At 69.9% G+C, this 19,377-nt stretch carries 15 protein-coding genes; 3 read left to right on the top strand and 12 right to left on the bottom strand.

What is annotated here, in order from left to right; all coding sequences use genetic code 11:
• Positions 1 to 224: 224 nt before the first annotated feature.
• The 3 genes from QHF84_RS20335 to QHF84_RS20325 form a co-directional block, all read right to left on the bottom strand.
• Entirely contained in the window at positions 225 to 1,595 is a 1,371-nt protein-coding gene (locus QHF84_RS20335; protein ID WP_281315000.1) for a TIGR03013 family XrtA/PEP-CTERM system glycosyltransferase, read from the bottom strand.
• 318 nt (positions 1,596 to 1,913) lie between these two features.
• The gene (gene gyrA, locus QHF84_RS20330; protein WP_281314999.1) at positions 1,914 to 4,523 is read right to left on the bottom strand and encodes a DNA gyrase subunit A; all 2,610 of its coding nucleotides are present in this window, start codon (positions 4,521 to 4,523) and stop codon (positions 1,914 to 1,916) included.
• Positions 4,524 to 4,711: 188 nt separating this feature from the next.
• On the bottom strand, positions 4,712 to 5,878 hold the full coding sequence (locus tag QHF84_RS20325; protein ID WP_281314998.1) for a hypothetical protein: 1,167 nt from the start codon (positions 5,876 to 5,878) through the stop codon (positions 4,712 to 4,714).
• A gap of 185 nt (positions 5,879 to 6,063) precedes the next feature.
• Here QHF84_RS20325 and QHF84_RS20320 point away from each other — a divergent pair, with 185 nt between their 5' ends.
• Entirely contained in the window at positions 6,064 to 7,179 is a 1,116-nt protein-coding gene (locus tag QHF84_RS20320) for a hypothetical protein (RefSeq protein WP_281314997.1), read from the top strand.
• A 12-nt stretch (positions 7,180 to 7,191) separates the two neighbouring features.
• Here QHF84_RS20320 and QHF84_RS20315 read toward each other — a convergent pair whose 3' ends face one another.
• From QHF84_RS20315 to QHF84_RS20300, 4 genes are all read right to left on the bottom strand, one after another.
• On the bottom strand, positions 7,192 to 8,400 hold the full coding sequence (locus QHF84_RS20315) for a DHHA1 domain-containing protein (protein ID WP_281314996.1): 1,209 nt from the start codon (positions 8,398 to 8,400) through the stop codon (positions 7,192 to 7,194).
• 13 nt (positions 8,401 to 8,413) lie between these two features.
• The gene (locus tag QHF84_RS20310; protein WP_281314995.1) at positions 8,414 to 9,448 is read right to left on the bottom strand and encodes a hypothetical protein; all 1,035 of its coding nucleotides are present in this window, start codon (positions 9,446 to 9,448) and stop codon (positions 8,414 to 8,416) included.
• On the bottom strand, positions 9,415 to 11,049 hold the full coding sequence (locus QHF84_RS20305; protein ID WP_281314994.1) for a serine/threonine-protein kinase: 1,635 nt from the start codon (positions 11,047 to 11,049) through the stop codon (positions 9,415 to 9,417). The genes QHF84_RS20310 and QHF84_RS20305 overlap by 34 nt, the downstream gene beginning before the upstream one ends.
• A 176-nt stretch (positions 11,050 to 11,225) precedes the next feature.
• On the bottom strand, positions 11,226 to 11,882 hold the full coding sequence (locus QHF84_RS20300; RefSeq protein WP_281314993.1) for a hypothetical protein: 657 nt from the start codon (positions 11,880 to 11,882) through the stop codon (positions 11,226 to 11,228).
• 142 nt (positions 11,883 to 12,024) lie between these two features.
• Between QHF84_RS20300 and QHF84_RS20295 the strand changes: the two genes are divergently transcribed.
• Positions 12,025 to 13,179, top strand: coding sequence for a hypothetical protein (locus tag QHF84_RS20295; RefSeq protein ID WP_281314992.1), 1,155 nt, complete (start codon positions 12,025 to 12,027; stop codon positions 13,177 to 13,179).
• A gap of 1 nt (position 13,180) precedes the next feature.
• On the opposite strand, the gene QHF84_RS20290 is transcribed toward QHF84_RS20295, so the two are convergent.
• The 5 genes from QHF84_RS20290 to QHF84_RS20270 form a co-directional block, all read right to left on the bottom strand.
• Positions 13,181 to 15,544 carry a PAS domain S-box protein gene (locus QHF84_RS20290; RefSeq protein WP_281314991.1) on the bottom strand — a complete coding sequence of 788 codons (2,364 nt, stop codon included), beginning with the start codon at positions 15,542 to 15,544 and terminating at the stop codon, positions 13,181 to 13,183.
• Between the two features lie 207 nt (positions 15,545 to 15,751).
• Positions 15,752 to 15,922, bottom strand: a complete 171-nt coding sequence (locus tag QHF84_RS20285) for a hypothetical protein (protein WP_272424098.1) — start codon at positions 15,920 to 15,922, stop codon at positions 15,752 to 15,754.
• 76 nt (positions 15,923 to 15,998) lie between these two features.
• Positions 15,999 to 16,319 carry a PEGA domain-containing protein gene (locus QHF84_RS20280; RefSeq protein WP_281314990.1) on the bottom strand — a complete coding sequence of 107 codons (321 nt, stop codon included), beginning with the start codon at positions 16,317 to 16,319 and terminating at the stop codon, positions 15,999 to 16,001.
• Positions 16,316 to 17,872 carry a glutamine-hydrolyzing GMP synthase gene (gene guaA / locus QHF84_RS20275; protein ID WP_281314989.1) on the bottom strand — a complete coding sequence of 519 codons (1,557 nt, stop codon included), beginning with the start codon at positions 17,870 to 17,872 and terminating at the stop codon, positions 16,316 to 16,318. Before guaA ends, QHF84_RS20280 begins: the two co-directional genes overlap by 4 nt.
• Before the next feature lie 57 nt (positions 17,873 to 17,929).
• A complete protein-coding gene (locus QHF84_RS20270; protein WP_281314988.1) occupies positions 17,930 to 18,421 on the bottom strand; it encodes a hypothetical protein in 492 nt (163 codons plus the stop codon).
• 22 nt (positions 18,422 to 18,443) lie between these two features.
• Between QHF84_RS20270 and QHF84_RS20265 the strand changes: the two genes are divergently transcribed.
• Positions 18,444 to 19,334: a hypothetical protein gene (locus QHF84_RS20265; RefSeq protein WP_281314987.1), complete on the top strand. Its 891-nt coding sequence runs from the start codon at positions 18,444 to 18,446 to the stop codon at positions 19,332 to 19,334.
• Positions 19,335 to 19,377: the final 43 nt, after the last annotated feature.

The raw sequence follows: 19,377 nt of genomic DNA, 5'->3' as shown, positions 1-19,377 counted from the left end.
GTGCTGGGTGCGATCGAGGTCTGGATCGACCTGGTTGCGTGACGCGACGAGTGCGATCGAGACGTCGAGTGACGCTTGCGCGTGAGGCGCCGACGCCGATCTGGACCTCGATTGCATCGACCGCATCGCGGTCGATGCAGCTTGGGTCCAGCGCTTGCGCTGGTCCGGGTGCAGGGGCGGACAGCCCCTGCTGGGGCCTGGGGCGACGCCCCAGCGCAACGCCTTCAGCGCGCCCCAATCCGCAGCAGCACCACCTTCACCGTATCGAGCAAAATCGACAGATCGAACCACACCGACAGCGTCTTGATGTAGAACAGATCGTGCTGCAGCTTTTCGAGCTGGTCCTCGGTTGTGGCCCCGTAATGGTAGCGGACCTGCGCGTATCCGGTCAGCCCCGGCTTGACGAAAAGGCGTTGCCGGAAGAAGGGAATCGCCTTTTCGAGCTCCTCGATGAAGCTCGGGCGCTCGGGCCGCGGGCCGACGAGGCTCATGTCGCCGGCGAGCACGTTCCAGAGCTGCGGCAGCTCGTCGAGCCGGGTCTTGCGAATGAAGCGGCCTACCCGCGTCACGCGTGGATCGTCCTCCGACGCCCAGCGAGCCTTTCCATCGGCCTCCGCGTCCGTGCGCATCGACCGGAACTTGTAAATGGTGAAGGGCATGCCGAAGACCCCGCTCCGCACCTGCGAATAAAGCACCGGGCCCGCCGAATCGAGCTTGATCGCCATCGCCGTGAGCAGCATCAGCGGCGCCGCCAGCACGAGCCCGACCGAGGCGCAGACGACGTCGAGGATGCGTTTTCCGACGAGCGTCCGCTTTGCCACGTGGAAGCCGTGCGCGAATACGAGCTGGCTCGGGCGCAATTCACGGACGAAGATTTTGCCCGTGATGCGCTCGTAAAACTCCACGCCTTCCTCGATCTCGATGCCCCGGAATTTGAGCTCGAGCAGCGCATCGATGGGCAATTTGCCCCGCCGATCCGCGGCGCAGACGATGATGTGCCGGACGCCGTGCGCCGCGGCGATGCGCGGCAATTCGTCGTACGTGCCGAGGACATCGGGCGCGGCGCGGCCCGGGTCGCCCTCCTGCACGAGCCGGCCGACGAATCGCATCCCGCCGGTGTCGTGGGTCCGCGCGCCCGTGATCACCGCGTCCGCGAGCGGCCCCGAGCCGAGGACCAAGGTTCGCTTGCAAAGGCGGTCGCTCGCCGCCGCCCGCGCGAGCCCGGTGCGAAAAAGCGGCAAGACGAGCGCGCCCGCCGTGAGGCCGAGCGCGACGGCGCCGAAGCGCTCGCCCGCGTCATTCGAAAAACCCTGGAAGACGAGCCAGAGGAGGAGGACCGAGACGGCGAGCGCGCGCGCGACTTTCCAGGCCAGGGTACGGAGGTCGCGAATGGGCGAAGGTCCGTAAAGGCCATGGTAATAAAGCGACGCCTGCGCCACGAGCGTGATCGCCGCGGCGTCGAGCACGCGCGAAAGCGTGGCGACGTCACGATACCCCTCGATCGCCGCCGCACCCGCGCAAACGAGCGACACGAGCAGGGCAGCCTCGACGAACCATACGATGGCACGGCGTCGCGACCGAAATAGCTCGAGCATGTTGCCCCCCCAGCAATGGAGGGACCACACGCATGCGATCCTGCGCGTCGCACCCCCCAAGCGCCTCCCGTCAACGCTTGGGGGCTACGCTCGGACGAGCCGAGCTGCACCCCCAAACCCGTCAACGCTTGGGGGCTACGCTCGGACGAGCCGAGCTACACCCCCAAGGTCGTCAACGCTTGGGGGCTACGCTCGGACAAGCCGAGCTACGCCCCCAAACCCCCGGGGATCCCCGGGTGACCGGGTGAGCCCCGGCGATGCTGTGTGACAGTGCTTACGTTAGCTCCCGGTCACGCGAGGTGCCAGGGGGGCGGGTTGTCACTCGGCGACGCCGTTCGTCCCGTCGTGACTCGTGCCGTTCGTGCCATGCGCGCCGTCCGTCTCGAGCGGCGGGGGCGGGACCGTGCCTTCTTCGGCCTCGGCAAAGGCCTCGATCGCCACGATGCGCTCGTCGCCGTCGACGTTCATGAGGCGCACACCCTGGGCATTGCGGCCGGTCTCGCGGATCTCGCTGGCCTTGGTGCGCAGGGTTTGTCCGCGATCCGTCACGAGCATGATCTGATCCGCCGGCGACACCATGGCGACGCCGACGACCGGGCCGTTGCGCTCGCTCGCGTCGATGAGGATGACGCCCTTGCCGCCGCGGCTCTGGAGGCGGAACTCGTCGAGCGGCGTGCGCTTGCCATACCCGCGCTCGCAGACCGCGAGGACCCGATCACGCCCGCCGTCCGTGACGCAGAGGCCGACCACGAAATCGCCCTCGTTGAGCTCGATGCCCTTCACGCCCATGGTGGCGCGGCCCGTGGGACGGACCTCCTCCTCGGCGAAGCGGATCGACATGCCCTTGTGCGTGGCGATGAGGAACTCGCGGCTGCCGTCGGTGATCGCCGCGGAGAGGAGCTGATCGTCCTCCTCGATGCGCACGCCGATGATGCCCTTGTCGCGGAAGTTCTCGTACTCCTCGAGCGCGGTTTTCTTGATCTGGCCGCGCCGCGTGAGCGTGACGACGAACCAGCCGGTCTCGATGCGCGGGACGGGCGTGATGGCGGCGATCTTCTCGCCCTGCTCCATCCCGACGAAGTTCACGATCGCCCGACCCTTGGCGTTACGCGCCGCGCTCGGGATCTCGTAGACCTTCTTGACGTAGACCTTGCCCTTGTCGCTGAAGAAGAAGACGTAGCTGTGCGTGGAGGCGACGAAGAGCTGGCTGACCCAGTCCTCGTCCCGCGCCTCCATGCCGACCATGCCCTTGCCGCCGCGGCGCTGGGCCCGGTACGTCGAAGTCGGCGTGCGCTTGACGTACCCCAGGTGGGAGATGGTGACGACCATGTCCTCCTCCTGGATGAGGTCCTCGACCTGGATCTCGGCCTCGGTCGGGACGATCTCGGTGCGGCGCGCGTCGTTGTAGCGGCTCTTGACGTCCTCGAGCTCGCCCACGATGACGTCCATGAGCTTGCGCTCGTCGGCGAGGATGCCGGTCAGGCGGATGATCTCCTCGACGAGCGTGCCGTACTCGCGGGCGAGCTTTTCACGCTCGAGGCCCGTGAGGCGCGAGAGGCGCATCTCGAGGATGGCCTTGGCCTGGCGCTCGGAGAGGAAGTAGTCGCCGCGCCCGTCGGCGTCCTTGCACTCGGGCTCGGGGCGGCCCGCGCGGCGCAGGAAGTCGCCGAAGCCACGCAAGGGGAGCTTCTGCAGGCGCTCACGCGCCTCCTCGGGATCCTGCGAGGAACGGATGGTGGAGACGATGACGTCGACGTCGGTCGTCGCCATGCCGAGGCCCTCGACGAGCTCGCGCTGCGCTTCGGCCTGGCGAAGCTCGTAACGCGTGCGCCGCGTGACGACCTCGCGGCGATGCTCGACGAAGTGCGCGAGCGTCTCCTTGAGGCCGAGGACGGCGGGGCGGCCGTTCGCGATCGAGAGGTTGATGACGCCGAACGTCGATTGCAGGTCCGTGAGGCGGTAGAGCTGGTTCTGGACGACCTGGGGGAAGACGTCCTTCTTCAGCTCGACGACGACGCGCATGCCCTCGCGGTCGCTCTCGTCGCGCACCTCGGAGATGCCCTCGATGCGCTTTTCCTTGATGCACTCGGCGATCTTGGCGACGAGCTTGGCCTTGTTGACCTGGTAGGGGATCTCGGTGATGACGATCTGCTCGCGATCGCCCTTCAACGTCTTCTCGACGATGCAGCGGCCGCGCATGACGATGGTGCCGCGGCCCGTGCGATACGCCTGGTCGATGCCGCTCTTGCCGTAGATGAGGCCGCCCGTGGGGAAGTCGGGCCCCTTCACGTGCTGCATCAGGTCTTCGACGGTCGCGTCCGGGTTGCGGATGAGCTGGACCGTGGCGTCGATGATCTCGCCGAGGTTGTGCGGCGGGATGTTCGTCGCCATGCCGACCGCGATGCCGCCCGAGCCATTGACGAGGAGCTGGGGGAACTTCGCCGGGAGGACCGTGGGCTCGAGCTCGGAGTCGTCGTAGTTCGGGGTGAAATCGACGGTCTCTTTTTCGATGTCGGCGAGCAGCTCGTTCGCGGTGCGGGCGAGGCGCGACTCCGTGTAGCGCATGGCCGCAGGCGAGTCGCCGTCGATGGAGCCGAAGTTGCCTTGTCCGTCGATGAGCGGGTAGCGGAGGCTGAACGGCTGCGCCATGCGGACGAGCGCGTCGTACACGGCCATATCCCCGTGCGGGTGATACTTGCCGAGCACGTCGCCGACGACGCGCGCGCATTTCTTGTGCGACCCGCTCGGGCCGATCTTCTGCTCGTGCATCGAGAAGAGGATCCGGCGGTGCACCGGCTTGAGCCCGTCGCGCACGTCGGGGATGGCGCGACCGATGATCACGCTCATCGCGTAATCGAGGTAGCTGTTCCTGAGCTCGTCCTGGATGCTGACGGGGATCTTCTGCGTGATGTTCGAGGTATCTTCCATACCGCCGCTCGGGCCTGGGCCTTTGGCGCGAGGAGGCCCGGAAAAAGCCTCGTCCACGCCGGCCGAAGGACGTTCTCAGGTAGTATACGACCCGTGAACCTGCAATCAGGTTCGAGGGTTTTGTGCCCAGGAATCGGTGCGTCGCGGCGCTGGCCCGGCCAGACCGTCTGGGCCGTTCTCGGAGACGCTCAAGGCACGAGCGCGCAGGTGGCCGTGCTGACCGCGCCGGGGGCGATCTCGGCGGTGCACGTGGCGGTCACGGCCACGGCGCCCGCAGCGTCACGGCCGATGAGCTCGATGTTCGTGTAAGCGCCGGGCTCGAGCGGCGTGAAGCGGATGGGCTTGTCGCAATCGATGGCGTCGGCCTCGAGATCGCCGGGCGCGCCGAGGACGGCGTCGTACGTCGCGACGTTCTCCTTCGCGCACGAGGTGCCCGCGGCCGCGAGGACATCCGCGAGGGAGAGGTCGAGCGCGCCGTCCTTGCTCAGCGGATCACAGAGCGCATGGGTCACGAGGCCTTTCACGGCGATCGCCGTGCAAGAGGCGCCCCACGTGACGGGTCCGCCAGCCGCGGCGCGGGCCTCGACGCGGAAGGTGTAGCTCTGGCCGGGCTCGATGTTCTGCGTGTAGGGCGCAGGCGCAGGGCTCGTGCAGGGGAGGTTGACGAGCGGGGCGAGCGCTGGGTCGGCCGGGCGCACGTCGAAGCTCGCGACGTCCCCCGTGATCACGGGGTTGCCCTGCGGATCGACCGAGCTCTGCTTGCACGTGAGCTCGAGGCCGGGGATCGCGCTCGTGCCCGCGAGCGTGCTGCGGGGCTCGACGAGCACGCCGGTCTCGGTGGAGAGCGGCGCGAGCTCCTCGCACGTCTTCGGCGTGGAGCGGACGTTTTGCTGCGCGGTGAGGTCCTCGCAGAAGGTGGACCAGAGCGGCGTGACGTTGCCCGCGTTCGGCGCGGCGCGGCGGACCATGCTGCGGCTGCCGGAGGAGGTGCCGCCGACGGGCACGAGCTCGGCGGCGGGGACGTCGTAGCCGTCGATCTGGACGCGGTAGACGTGGTTGACGAGGACTTGCCGGAAAATGACGCTCGCCGTGCAGGTGACGGGCGGCGACGAGGGGAGGGGGAAGGGCGCGGACGCGTCGGTGACGTCGAGGACGGTGGCCACGTAGCTCTGCATGGCGCCGCTCGCGGCGGAGCAAGGCACGTCGCCCATGAAGAGGCTCGGGTCGACGAGGATGCTGGTCGGCAGGGTCGTCGTGGTCTCGAGATCGGTGTCGGTGTCGGACGTCTCGTCGCACGCCGTGCTCGCGAGGGCGAGGGCGACGAGCGGCACGAGCGCGAGGGTCCGGCGGCGCATGGGGCCGGCGTAGCCGATGAAACGGCTCGATGCCAGGCAAAACACACGCGCGAAGGCGCGCACGCGTCCCGGGCGTCCGCCGCGACGCGCAGGGTGCGGGTGGACGGCCCGCCCCGATCGTGATCTGCTCGATCGCGGGCGCGCGCCGTGATCTTCGCGCGCGGCCCTGCCGTTCAGGAGGAGCGATGCCGGTTCGGAGGAGCGCTACGCGCGGGCTCTTCGTCGTACTTTCAGGGGCGGCCGGGTGCCAGCTCGTGGGCGGCATCCCGGACGAGCTCTCGCTCGGGACAGGCGGCGGAGGCGCGGGCGGCGCGCCGCCGGCGATGTGCATGCGCGACGAGGTCCCCGAGCCGCCGATGGTGGACGGCGTGGGCGGCGAGGGGGAGTTCGTCGTCGCGTTGCGCACGATCGACATGGAGAAAGGCCTGAACGACGCGCTTCCCGGACTGAACCTCGACGGGCTCTGCTCGTGCACCGAGGACAAGCGCGGGTGCGAGTCGCTCAGCTCGTCGGACGACAAAGGGTACTGCGACGACGACAGCGGTCACGACGCCGCGAGTTACGCGCTCTTCGGCGCGCTTGCGTACATCATGAACGTGGAGAGCATGTCGAGCTACTTGCGCGGCCTCACCGAGTCCGGGCACTGGACCGTGCTCGTCCGCGTGCGGGGCTACAGCGGCGAGCGCGACGACGATCTGGTCGAGGTCGGCTGGTACGGGAGCCTCGGGCTGTCGGCGTCGCCCGAGTGGCAAGGCGCGGATGCGTGGTCGATCCGGCAGGACTTCCTCGCGCCGACCCCGATGGATCCGTACGCGCCGCAGTTCGTCGACGCCGCGGCGTACGTGACGGATGGCAAGCTCGTCGCCCGGATCCCGGACGCGCCGTTCGTGGTCACGGACAGCGCGCTCGCGTCGATACGGGCCGCGCTGTCGAACCTGGTGCTCGTGGCGCGCATCGAGCCGACCTCGGCCGGTCGGTTCCATCTGCGCGAGGGCAGGATCGGCGCGAAGCTGCCCGTGCCGGAGCTGTTCCCCACGCTCGCGAGCTTCCGCGACACGAAGGGAAACCCGCTCTGCACGGACTCGCCGCTCTACCCGGCGACGCGGCAGATCACGTGCCGCGCGGCCGACGTGCTGATGGCCGACACGACCGACAAGGACACGCTCTGCGAGGCGCTCTCGTTCGGCATGAACTTCGAGGCGGATGCGGCCATGCTCGGGCCGGTGATGGTGCCCCCGGTGGCGTCGGCAGGATGCCCGCCGGCGACCGATCCCATCGCCGATACGTGCAGCAACCTGTGACCGGGCGCGTGGTCAGCGTGCGGGTACCGCGAGCGTCGCGGCCGCGATCGCCGGCCAGTCGATCCCGGCCGGCAAACGGCCCTCTGCGCGCTCAGGCCTGCCACCGCCGCGCCCGCCCACCGCGGCCGCGGCGCGCTTCAGGAAGGCGCCGCAGTCGAAGTCGCTCGACGGCCCGCGCGCCGCGAGCACGATCGTCCCTCCGTCGGCCTCGCCCGCGAGCAGCGCGACGAGATCCCCTTCGGCCGTGATGCGCCCGGCCACCGCGCGCACGAGGTCGAGCGAAGCATCCTCGACGACGCCGATCACCGCGCGTTCGCCGCGTGCCCGCGTTTCCTTCACGAGCGCCTCGGCGATCGCCCCGGCCACGCGTCCCCGCACGCGCCCGAGCGCCTGACGCGCCTCGTCGAGCTCGCGGCGCAGCTTCTCGATGCCCGCGGGCACGTCTTCCGGACCGCAGGTGAGCTCGCGGGCGAGCGCGCGCACGAGGTCGGCCTCGCGCGAGAGCTTCGTCCGCGCCCGCACGCCCGCGGAGAACGTGACGCGCATCTTGCCCTTGTACCGCTCGAGCGCGTCGACACGAACGAAGCCGACCTGCGCGGTGTTCGTGCAGTGCGTGCCCCCGCAAGGCGAGACGTCGAAGTCGCCGATCGCGACGACACGCACGTTCTCGTGCACCTTGGGCTGCCTTCGCAGCGGCAGCGCGCGGAGCTCGTCCTCGGAGGGGAAAAACGCGCGGATCGGAGCGTCGTCGTCGATGACGGCGTTGGCGAGGGCCTCGGCCTCGGCGACGGCGCGCTCGTCGAGGGCCACGACGTCGAGGTCGATCGTGCACGCGCTTTCGCCGAGGCGCGAGGAGACGGTCTCGGCGCGGGCGACGTCGGCGAGCGCGCGCGAGAGCATGTGCTGGCCCGTGTGCTGCGCCATGTGGATGAGGCGGCGCGGCTTGTCGATCGAGCCTTGCACCTCGGCGCCGATCGCGGGCAGCGGACCTTCGAGCACGTGATGGATGCGGCCCTCGTCGTCGACCTGCACGTCGACGACGGCGGCCTCGTCGAGGCGGCCACGATCGGCCATCTGCCCGCCGGACTCGGGGTAAAATGCGGTGCGATCGAGCAGCACGCTCGGGCGGCCGGCGTGCGTCTCGTGGGCGAGGACGACGCCGCGGAACGAGAAGAGCTTCGGGTCGTCGTGGTAGAGCGGCGAAGAGCGAGGTGTGGCCAAGGCCGATGGGCTCCTACGGGCGGGACGCGGAGAGGACGTGATCCCGGAGGATGTCGGGCAGGAGCCGGAGCTGGCCGCAGTGCGCGTCGCCGTCCGAGCCCGCGTATCCGCGGAGGAAGAAGTGGTTCTGATCGTGAGCGCGCGAGAGGCCGAACGGATCCTGCGCAGGCGGCGTGGCCGGGACGTCGGCGCCGATCTCGCGCAGGAGGAACGTCCCCGTCTCCAGCGTGGAGGCGTAGTCGGGCGTGGGGACGGCCGTGTGCGTGACGAAGAGGAGGGGTCCGCCGTTCGCCGCGGCGCGCGCGAAAGACGAGAAGGGCGCGAGCTCCGTGGGATCGGGCATCTTCGCGCCGGGCGTGTAACTCGCGTAGAGCGAGTCGAGCAGGATGACGGCGTCGACGTCGTCGCGGCCTCCCGCGAGGATCCGCGAGATCGCGCCGTAGCCCGCGCTCCACGACGAGAGGACGATGCTGCGCGGGCGAGCAGCAGGGTTTTTCGTGGCGAGCGCGACCTCGCGGCTGATCGCCGAGAGCATCGCGTCGAACGTGCCTTCGGATTCGAACGCGCTCTTGTAGCCGCTCGACAGCGTGCCCGTGTCGAGGCCGGCGATCACGAGGCCGAGGCCGAGGGGCGCGAGCTGCTTGCGGACGGGCTCGGTGCCGTGGAAGTGGACGAGCAGATCGAAGCCGCCGTCGGGCGGAACGGTGAGGCTCGAAGGGACGAGGATGCGGCCGAGCGGGAGCGGTCGCCAGCCGAGGTAGTCGCCGAAGCCGTCGTCCGGGAAGTCGCAGCCGCTGCGAGGCGCGGCCTCCGAGACGAGCGCAGCGGGCTTTCCGGGCGCGCCGTTCGGAAGCGGCGACAGGGTGAGCGTGGGGGCGGCGGACGCGGACGTCTCCGTGTTCTTCGCGGCCGCGCCCTCGTCCTCGCTGCGCGCGGCGGATCCGATCACCACGATGGCGGCGCAGAGGCCGACCACCGCGAGATCGCGGGGCCAGTCGTGCGACTTGCCCTTGCTCAGAAGCCGGGATCCGTGACTTTGGGTACCCACGTCGTGCTCGCTGGCGCCCCGGTGGGCTTGGTCGTCGCGACCGCCGTGGCCGCGGGCTTCGTCGGGCCCGTGCCTTTCGTCGTGGTCGCGGGTTTGTCGTCGCGCTTGGTCGTCGTTTCGGGTTTCGTGTCGGCGGACGGAAGATCGTTGATGTCGAGGACCGTGCCTCCGCCCGTGCTCACCGTGGGCGGCGTGGCCGCGGCGGTCTGCACGGCCACGGGCGTCGGCGCCTGCGTGGGCGCGGGTGGGCTCGGCGGCGTGGGCGCCACGTTGCTTGCGCCGTTTCCCGCGGCCGCGCGCGAATCCATCGTGGTGCGCAGGAACATGAACGTGCCCGCGAGCGAGAGCGCGGTCACCGCGCCGACGGCCATGAAAAACGCCGCGCGCTTGTTCTGACGCGGCATCGACGGCACGAGCGAACCCGACATTGCTCCGCCCGCGTACGATTCGGACGACGGCGGGATGATCGAGGTCGAGGAGTTCCGCGGCATGCTCGTCGGGAAGCTCGTGAGCGCCGAGTTCATCCTCGTGATCGCGATGTCCGAGACCGCCTCGTGCACCTGCGGCTGCGCGGCGCCCGGCGACATCCCGATGCCCGCGGCGCGCTCGTCGGCAGCGCGCACCGCGTCACGCAGCGCGGCGCGTCGCTTCTGGCCCCGATCGCCCATCACCGAGCGCGTGAACGCGCCGATGTCGTCGTCGACGACCGAAGCGCCGGACAAGGCGAGCACACGCTCGAGCGCCGCGTCGAGCTCCAGCATCGTCTGGTAGCGCTCGTTCGGATCCTTCTTCAGGCAGGTGAGCAGCACACGCTCGAGCTCGACGGGGAAGCTCGGGTTTTTCATGCGCGGCGGCAGGAGCGGGCGCGAGATGATGTTCTTCATCGTCGCGAGATCGTTCTCGCCGAGGAACGGGTGGACGCCCGTCGTGAGCCGGTAGAGCACGATGCCCATCGCGAAGACGTCGGTACGCCGATCGATCTTCTGCCCGAGGGCCTGCTCGGGCGACATGTACGGCACTTTGCCCTTGAGCTGCCCGGCCGTCGTCTCGCCGCCCGCGCGGCCGAGGGCCTTCGCCACGCCGAAATCGACGAGCTTCACGATGCCGTCGTACGAGACGAGGATGTTCTGCGGCGAGACGTCGCGGTGCACGAGGTTGAGGTGCTGGTCCTGGTCGTCGCGCAGCTCGTGCGCGGCGTGCAGGCCCGCGCAGGCCTGGCGGACGATGCGGAGCGCGATGCGCTGCGGGAAGGGGACGTCGCTGCGCTTGGCGGTCTTCGTGACGACGCTGAGCGCCTCGCCGTCGACCCACTCCATGACGATGTAGATCGTCTCGTCCTGCTCGCCGACGTCGAGGATCTCCGCGACGTTCGGGTGATGGATGCGCGCCGCGAGCGAGGCCTCGTCGAGGAACATCTGCTCGAACTGCGGGTCGTCCGAGAGCGACGGGAGCATCGTCTTGATGGCCACCGTCTTCTGAAACCCGCGCGAGCCCTTTTGCCGCGCCGCCCATACCGTGGCCATGCCCCCCTGTGCGATCGGCAAGAGCAGCTCGTAGCGCCCGAGCACCATCCCTGGGGAGAGCTTTTCGGTTTGGGTCATCGGAAGGCCCGGCGAGCGCCGCAAACACGGCGCCGATGCGTCATCCTAGCATCCAGGCCGCATTCTCCGCCACGAACGCGTGGAATGGCCGTTCGAGGCGTTCCCGAAGATCAGGGCTTGCCGGGGGAGAGCGTGTGGAGGGCCCCGCAGGAGCGAGGCCCTCGGAGGCGCAGAGATCAGGAGCCGGGGGGAACGGCCATGCCGAAGAGCGCCTGGTAGATCGTGCTCAGCTTCTGGTGCGACTCGCCCGTGAGCATGTCCTTGCCGTAGGGGAGCGTGAAGGGCGTGACGCCGGCGGCCTTGGAGCAGGTGAACCACACGACGAGGTCGACGTTCGGCTGGCCCGGACGAACGAACGAGACGCCCATGCCAGGCGCCGTCGTGCAATTGTTCGCGCCGGCCTGGAAGCTGTCCTCGTCGCCGAAGAGGTCGAGGAGGTCGTTCTTCATGTCCTCGTTCGTCACGGGCGTCTGGGCCACGATCGCGAGGCCGTTCCAGAGCGGAACCTGCTGCTGCGCGGGCGCCGGCTGCTGCGTCTGGCCACCCGGGAGCAGGCCCGGCGGGATGAGGCCCGGAGCCGCCTGGTTCAGGCCCTGGAGGAGCTGCTGCCCCGCGGCCTGCATCTCGGGCGGGATGGGCAGGCCCGGGATGCCCGGCAACGCGCCCGGCGTCGTGGCCGCCACCGTGGGGGGCGGCGGCGGCGCGGTCAGGCGCAGCACGGTGATTTGCGCCTGGTCCATCTGATCGAAGGGCGCCGTGCGAGAGGCACAGCCCGCCGAGAGGGGGGCGACGAAGAGGGCAAGACCGAGGAAGGTGCGGAGACTCGAGTTCATCGTTTCTACCTCGCTTAGTACCACGGTTTGACGGACGGGTGGCAAGACCAGTCGTCGGCAACGTGCTGAAACGTCGCGCGGCGCTCTCGACCTCGGACCACAGCCGGCGTATGGTCTGCCGAGCGCTCACGGGCGCCCCGACGTGATGGAACCGGAAATCGAGCTCGAACGATTCGCCGCGTTATGTGCGGAGGTCGAGGCTGGGACGCCCCTCGAGGAGGTTTTGCGCGTCGAGGCGCTCTCCGCCGAGGCGTGGGGCGTGAGCCGCAACGCCTGGATGGAGCGTATGTCGCGTGAGCCAGAGGCGACGCGCAACGCGCTGGAGGCACGCTACAAGGCAGCCTTCGAAGCGCGGTCGCGAGCCATCGAGGCCCGCAAGGCGCGCCCCGGTGGCGGTGAGGACGAGCCGACGCCGCCGCGCGCGCACTCGGTGCCGCTCGGGCTCATGGACACGGTGCCCATGTTGCCGACGGCCGATCCGGAGCAGCTCCTCGCGAGGCTCCGCGCGCGAAGGGCCGCCGCCGCAGCAGCGGCCGGCGAGGGCCCGACGCCGCCAGCGCCGACGGCGATCGGCGCGCCCGCCGTGAAGCCGCCGCCGCCGCCGCGAGAGAGCGCGCCGGGCGTGAAGGTGCCGGACGAGCACGCGCCGCCGATGCGGCCGCGCGTCGCGACGATTCCGGATCCACTTCCGGCGCGGCAGACGCAGCCGGTGCCGGCGACGCCGAGCAGGCCCGCGCTCCCGTTCCAGGCCGGGCCGCCCGCGCCGCTGCCGCCGCCGCCTCCTCCCAAGCCGTCGTCGCCGGGCCTGCAGGCCGCGGTCCTTCCGCCGCCCGCGCCGCCGCCTCCCAAGCCGTTCGCCGCAACCCCGCCGCCGCAGTCGCCGCCGCAGCCGCAGCAACCCGCGGGGTACGGATATCCGCCGGCGCCCGGATCGCCGGCCGCGGCTGGACCCGCGAGCACCGGGGCGCCGGTGTCGAGCTCCTCGTACTCGCAGCGCCCGACGCCCGTTCCGCTGCCGCCGACGGTGCCGCAGCCGATGACGCTCGCGGGCTTCCCCGCGATCGCTTCGGGCCCGCAGCTCAGCCTCGAACGGTACGCGGCCTTCGCCGCGGAGATCGCGGTCAACCCCGCCGCGCTCGGCGAGATCCGCGCGAAGTACGGGCTCTCGGACACGGCGCACACGACCGAGACCGAGGCCTGGCAGCGCCGCTTCGCAGCGGATCGCGAGACCTACGTGCGGTACGCGACGCTGTACCAGCACTACCGCGACTGGTTCGCGGCGCGCGGTCCGCGCTGAGTCAGCGCGCCGAAACGAGCTGACGCAGGAGCGCCCGGAGCTTCGGGAGGTCGAAAGGCTTCTCGAGCTGAGGGTTTCGCACTTCCTCGAGGAACGCGCGCATCCGCGGTGTGAAGGCGCCGCCCGTCACGAAGACGAGGCGCGCGGCCACGTCCGGCGCGCGCTCACGCAGCGCTTCGTGCACGTCCACGCCCGTCACGTCGGGCATCATCAGGTCGCAGAGGATCGCGTCGAACGACGGGTCCTTTTCGAGCAACGCGAGCGCGTCGCGGCCGCTCGTCGAGACGACGACGTCATGCTCGTCGGCGAGGAACATCTTGAGCGCGTTCGCGAGCGGCGCCTCGTCGTCGATCACGAGCACGCGGCCGCGGCGGGGCTTGGCCTCGGGGGGCTTCGGCTTCATGGCTGGCTTCTGGGCGAGGTTCGGCTCGTCGGCGCGGATCGCGCGCGCGCCGTCGACGGGTTTTCCGGCCGCGGCGCCGGGCGGGAGCACGACACGAAAGATCGTCTCGCCGGGCCTCGATGCAAGCTCGATCGTGCCACCGAGGCGCGTGACGATTCCCTGGCAGATCCACAACCCGAGGCCCGTGCCCACGCCGGCGGGCTTCGTCGTGAAGAAGGGATCGAAGATCTTCGCCTTGACGTCGTCGGGGATGCCTGGCCCCGAGTCCATCACCTCGACGACCACGCGGCCCGCGTCGCCGACGTAGGTGCGCAGCCGGATCAGGTTCGCAGCCGCGTTTCCTTCGGGCAGCGCCTGGGCCGCGTTGACGAGCAGGTTCACGAAGACCTGACCGAGCCGCGCTTCGTTGGCGTCGACGAGCGGCACTTCGTCGTACTGCTTCACGAGACGCGCGCGATGGCGGATCTCGCCGAAGACCATGTTGAGCGAGGCGTCGAGCACGCGGCGCACGTCGGTCGGCGCGATCTCGCCGTCGTCCGCGCGGGAGAACGTTCGCAGGTCGCGCACGATGCTGCGCATGCGTTCGGCCGCCTCGCGCGCGCCGTCGATCGAAGCCTCGAGCTCCAGGGCGAGCTGCGTGATCTCGCCGGGCGTGAGATCCGCGGCGCGCTCCAGGGCTTCGACGCGTTGCTTCAACACGGGCAGCGCTTCTGCGGTCGCCACCGTGAGCTGCGTGAGCACGTAGGCGAGGGGGCTGTTGATCTCGTGCGCCACCCCGGCCGCGAGCGTGCCGACCGCGGCCATGCGCTCGGCTTGCACGAGGCGCGCTTGCATCTGCTTGCGCTCGGTCAGATCACGCGCGACGCCGAGGATCGCCGGCGCGCCGTCGTAGTCGACGTGCAAGCTCACGACCTCGGCGTGCACGATGGAGCCATCACGACGGAGCAGCCGGTACTCCTGCGGCGAGACCGACGTGCCACGCTCGAGATCGGCGTGGTTGGACTCCTGCGTGGGGCGATCCTCGGGGTGCACCGAGTCCCGCGCGAGGCGCCCGATGAGCTCGCCGGCGCGCTCGTAGCCGAGGTACGTGACGAGCGCCGGGTTCGCGTAGATCCACCGGCCTTGACGCACCACGCCGATCGCGTCGGGCGCATGCTCGATCAGCGCGCGGAACCGCGCCTCCGATCGCTTCAGCGCCTCCTCCGCGGCCTGCTTCTCGGTCACGTCCTCGACGAGGGCCGCGACGCCGATCACCTCGCCCTGCGCGTCGACGAGCGGCGTATTGTACCACTCGCAGCTGATCGTGCGGCCGTCTTTGCGGAGGTTCTCGTTGACGCTCCGTTCGCCGCCCTCACGGCGGAGCAGCTTCTCCCAGAGGGCGCGGACGTTTGCCCACTCCTGCGCGGGTACGAGGAAGCCCGGCTCGCGTTTGCCGAGCGCTTCCTCCTCGGTGTAGCCGAAGATCCGCGTCGCCGACGGATTCCACTCGAGCACCTCGAAGCGCGTGTTCCACACGATCGCGCCGAGAGGGCTGCGCTTGACGTAGAGCGCGTGGCGTTGCTCGCTGTCGAGCAGGGCGGCGAGCGCGCGGCGTCGCTCGGTGAGGTCCTCGACCACGCCCATGCCGCCGATGACGACGCCGCTCGCGTTCCGGAGCGGGCAAAGGCGCATCGAGACCCATACGACGGCGTCGCTCGTGGTCGCCTGGTAGCGGCCCTCGTACGTGCTCGACTTGCCTGCGAGGGCGCCCTCGATCGCGGGGAGCACGGCGCGATCGCGCAGCCCGTGCATGTCGAGGGACGTGAGCCGCTCGTTCGTCGTCTGCAGGAGCTGCACGAAGCGCGCGTTCCACGTGGTGAGCCGGAGGTCCCGGTCGTACAGGAACACGCCGACGGGCGCCTGTTCGAAGAGCGTGCGGTAACGCTCCTCGGATTCACGCAGGGCCTCGCTGGTATCGCTCATCTAGAACCCCGACGCGCGTGCGTCGTTCTGGGCCGTGGCCGTGAACCGGGCGACGGCGACCGGCGCCAGCATGCCAAAATGCGAGGCCTTACGGACGGAAAAAGGCGTCTACCCCTGCCGTTGTGGGCGAAGGGCGACGCCTTTTCGTCTCGGGTCAGCGTACGCGCGGGGCTTCCGCGCGTGCCGGCGAGAGGTCCGAACGTCCGGTCAGGACGCCTGTTCGGTCTTCGGGGCCTTCTCGGCCTTGGTCTTCTTCCGCGCCTCGGCGTCCAGCAGGCCAATACGCGCCTTCTGGCCGCGCTTGATCCGCTTCTTCTTCAGCGGCGTGGAGAGCCACTCGTGCCGCAACCGGATGTTCCACTTCGGGGTGTTCGCCATGTCTGTCCTCGGGGAGCGCGGGACGGTAGCGAAACATCCCGCAGAGTCAAGTCCTTCTTGCCCGAACGGCCCAGGATCAGTCCGGGATCTTCACGAGATCCACCTCGAGGCGGATCGGCGGATCCCCCTCGCGGGCCTCGACGAGCTTGTCCCACGGAAAAAAGCCCGGCTTCTCCACGGTGATCCGGTGCTTGCCTGGGGGCAGGGCGACGCCGCGCTTCGCCACGAACGCGAGTGCCCCGATGTACATGTCGTCGATCGTCACCGACGCGTCCGGGGCGTTGCCCTTCACCCGCAAGGAGACCGTGGCCGGCGCGCTCGGCGCGCACGCGGCCACGAGAAAAGACCCGCTGACGAGGGCCGCAAGAAAGCCGCGTTTCGCGCTCGTTTCCATCATTCCCACTCGATCGTGGCCGGAGGCTTCGACGAGACATCGTACACGACGCGGTTCACGCCGCGGACCTCGTTGATGATCCGCGCGCTCGTTCGTCCGAGCACCTCGTGCGGGATGCGCGACCAGTCGGCCGTCATGCCGTCCTTCGACTCCACGGCGCGCAGCGCGATCACCTCGTCGTACGTGCGCTCGTCGCCCATCACGCCGACGGTGCGCACGGGCAAGAGCACGCAGAAGCTCTGCCAGATCTTGTCGTAGAGCCCCGCCTCGCGGATCTCCTCCTCGAAGATCGCGTCGGCCTCGCGCAAGACGTGCAAGCGCTCCTCCGTGAGCGGGCCGAGGCAACGCACGGCGAGGCCCGGTCCAGGGAAGGGGTGTCGCCAGAGCAGGTGGTGCGGGATGCCCATCGTCGCGCCGACCGCGCGCACCTCGTCCTTGAAGAGCTCGCGCAGCGGCTCGACGAGGCCGAGCTTCATGCGCTCGGGCAAACCGCCGACGTTGTGGTGGCTCTTGATCACCGCGCTCGGGCCCTTCGCCGAGACGCTCTCGATCACGTCCGGGTAGAGCGTGCCCTGCACGAGGAAGCGGCAATCCTCGATCTTCTTCGCCTCCTCCTCGAAGACCTCGATGAAGACGCGGCCGATCGTCTTGCGCTTCTGCTCGGGATCCGTGACGCCGGAGAGCGCGTCGAGGAAGCGCTTGCGCGCGTCCACGTGCACGAGCCGCAGGTGGTAGTGGTCGCCGAACATCTTCACGACCTGCTGGGCCTCGTCTTTTCGGAGGAGGCCGTTGTCGACGAAGATGCAGACGAGCCGGTCGCCGAGCGCGCGGTGGCAGAGGATCGCCGCGACCGAGGAGTCGACGCCGCCCGAGAGGCCACACACGGCGCTCGCGTCGGGGCCGACCTTCTGCCGGATCGCCTCGACCGACTCCTCGACGAACGAGGCCGGGGTCCACGTGGGCTCGAGGCCGCAGACGTCGAAGAGGAAGGCTTCGAGCAGGTCCTTGCCGCGGCGCGTGTGCGCCACTTCGGGGTGGAACTGCAAGCCGTAGATGCGGCGCTCGTCGTCGGCGATCGCGGCGAACGGGGTGGTGTCGGTGGTGCCGAGCGTGGAGAAGCCGGGCGGGGGCTCGACGACCTTGTCGCCGTGGCTCATCCAGACGTCGAGGACGTCGCCGTCGCGAAAGCGGCCGAAGACGCCGGCAGCGCGGGTCGTGCGGACGAGCGCGGGCCCGTACTCGCCCTCGGCGCCGCGCTCGACCTTGCCGCCGAGCAGGTGCGAGAGGAGCTGCATGCCGTAGCAGATGCCGAGGATCGGGATGCCGACGGAGAAGAGCTCGGCTTCGATTTGCGGGGCGCCGTCGCCGTAGACGCTCGACGGTCCGCCCGAGAGGATGATGCCGCGGGGGGCGAGCTCGCGGATGCGCTCGATCGGCAGGTCGTAGCGGTAGACCTCGCAGTACACCGAGGCCTCGCGGATCCGGCGGGCGATGAGCTGGGTGTATTGCGAACCGAAATCCAGGATCAGGACGAGGTCCCGTCGGCCAGTGAGCATGGTCGCCGCGCTAGCACTTTTCGCGGGAGGCGGCGAGCCGGAGAGGGGGAGAAGGGGCTAGATGGGAATGGGCGTCGGGACGAACGAGGTCATCCCCGGCGGAACGGCGACGTCGGGATGTTTCTCCAGGATGGCAGCGAGGGCCTTGGCGAGCCGCTCGCCGTCCGCCGGATCGCTGCCGCGCGCCGAGTAGAAGACCGCGTATTTCCCGGCGACGGCGGGCGGCGTGGGTCCGCCGTCCGCGGCGAGCGCGACGGAGAGGCGCACGACGGCCCGATCTTTTGCGCAAACGAGGGTGAGGACGCCGTCCTGAACGGCGAGGATTTCGCGCACCGTAAAACCGTCGAGCGCGCTGCCGGGCGCGAGCGGGGCGACGAGGGCGAGCTCGGCGGGACCGGCCGGGCGGGGCGGGGGCGCGGGCCGCGAGGAGACGATGGGGGGCGGTGAGGCATCGGCCGGGGCGTCGCTGCGGGAGCAAGCGGGGAGGGCGAGGAGCAGGGCGGGGAGGACGAGCGAGCCGGGCCGGATCACGAGGGGTGAGGGTATCATCGCGGTGTAGGCTGGGGTTTGTATGGATCGCGCGGACTTCGTGGCGTTGCTCTTCTGCGTGCCGACCGTTTCGGCCTGCGAGAGCCCACCCGCGTCCGTGCCCGCTGCTGCGTCCGCGCTCGCTTCCGCTCCCGCACCCGCCTCCGCTTCCGCTCCTGCCTCCGCTTGCGCACCCGCTTCTGCGCCCGCACCCGCCCTCACGTCCGCCTCTGCCATCGTCGATCTGCCCATTCCGGGCCATCCCACCGCCGTCGTCTCGCTTCCCCTCGGCGCCACGTCCAAAAGGCCCGTGATCATCGCGGCGCACGGCAATTACGACCGACCCGAGTGGCAATGCGACGTCTGGCGCTCGCTCCTCGGCGCGCGCGCGAATCGTGTCTTCGTCCTCTGCCCGCGCGGCGAGCGTAGGCCCGATTCTCCTTCCCCCGACGACATACGTTTTACCTACGAAAACAATGCCACGCTGGAGCGCGAGATCGACGCCGGCCTCGCGGCGCTTTCGGCGGCATATCCCGATTTCGTCGATCCGGGACCGGTCGTCCATGCGGGGTTTTCCCTGGGCGCGATCCAGGGCGTCGCCATCGCCGGACGGCGCCCCGAGCGTTCGCCGCGGCTCGTGTTGATCGAGGGCGGACACGCGGCCTGGAAGCCCGAGGTCGTGAGCGCGTTCGCGAAGATCGAAGGCGCGCGCGTGCTGTTCGTGTGCTCGCAGAGCGGGTGCGCCGCGGATGCGCGGTGGGCGGCGTCGCGACTGGAAAAGGCAGGCGTCGAGACGAAGATCGCGAAAAGCGCGGACGTGGGACACCGATATGATGGGCCGGTCGCGGACACGACACGTTCCGCGCTGGAATGGGTGTTCGAGGGGGATTCGCGGTTCGAGGTCGAAACAAAGGACGCAGCTCCTCGGCCGTGAGGGCGTTCACGACGAAACGGTGGGCCGCTCATCGCGCTGGTAA

The sequence above is a fragment of the Polyangium sp. y55x31 genome, assembly GCF_029946505.1.
Lineage (GTDB): Bacteria > Myxococcota_A > Polyangia > Polyangiales > Polyangiaceae > Polyangium.
The sequence above is the reverse complement of the archived record's forward strand: the minus strand, read 5'-3'. Positions and strand labels throughout refer to the sequence as shown.

Coding starts and splice junctions, on each gene's coding strand:
- QHF84_RS20335 (WP_281315000.1), bottom strand. CDS start 1,595: ATGCTCGAGCTATTTCGGTCGCGACGCCGTGCCATCGTATGGTTCGTC.
- gyrA (WP_281314999.1), bottom strand. CDS start 4,523: ATGGAAGATACCTCGAACATCACGCAGAAGATCCCCGTCAGCATCCAG.
- QHF84_RS20325 (WP_281314998.1), bottom strand. CDS start 5,878: ATGCGCCGCCGGACCCTCGCGCTCGTGCCGCTCGTCGCCCTCGCCCTC.
- QHF84_RS20320 (WP_281314997.1), top strand. CDS start 6,064: ATGCCGGTTCGGAGGAGCGCTACGCGCGGGCTCTTCGTCGTACTTTCA.
- QHF84_RS20305 (WP_281314994.1), bottom strand. CDS start 11,049: ATGACCCAAACCGAAAAGCTCTCCCCAGGGATGGTGCTCGGGCGCTAC.
- QHF84_RS20300 (WP_281314993.1), bottom strand. CDS start 11,882: ATGAACTCGAGTCTCCGCACCTTCCTCGGTCTTGCCCTCTTCGTCGCC.
- QHF84_RS20290 (WP_281314991.1), bottom strand. CDS start 15,544: ATGAGCGATACCAGCGAGGCCCTGCGTGAATCCGAGGAGCGTTACCGC.
- QHF84_RS20285 (WP_272424098.1), bottom strand. CDS start 15,922: ATGGCGAACACCCCGAAGTGGAACATCCGGTTGCGGCACGAGTGGCTC.
- QHF84_RS20280 (WP_281314990.1), bottom strand. CDS start 16,319: ATGATGGAAACGAGCGCGAAACGCGGCTTTCTTGCGGCCCTCGTCAGC.
- guaA (WP_281314989.1), bottom strand. CDS start 17,872: ATGCTCACTGGCCGACGGGACCTCGTCCTGATCCTGGATTTCGGTTCG.
- QHF84_RS20270 (WP_281314988.1), bottom strand. CDS start 18,421: ATGATACCCTCACCCCTCGTGATCCGGCCCGGCTCGCTCGTCCTCCCC.
- QHF84_RS20265 (WP_281314987.1), top strand. CDS start 18,444: ATGGATCGCGCGGACTTCGTGGCGTTGCTCTTCTGCGTGCCGACCGTT.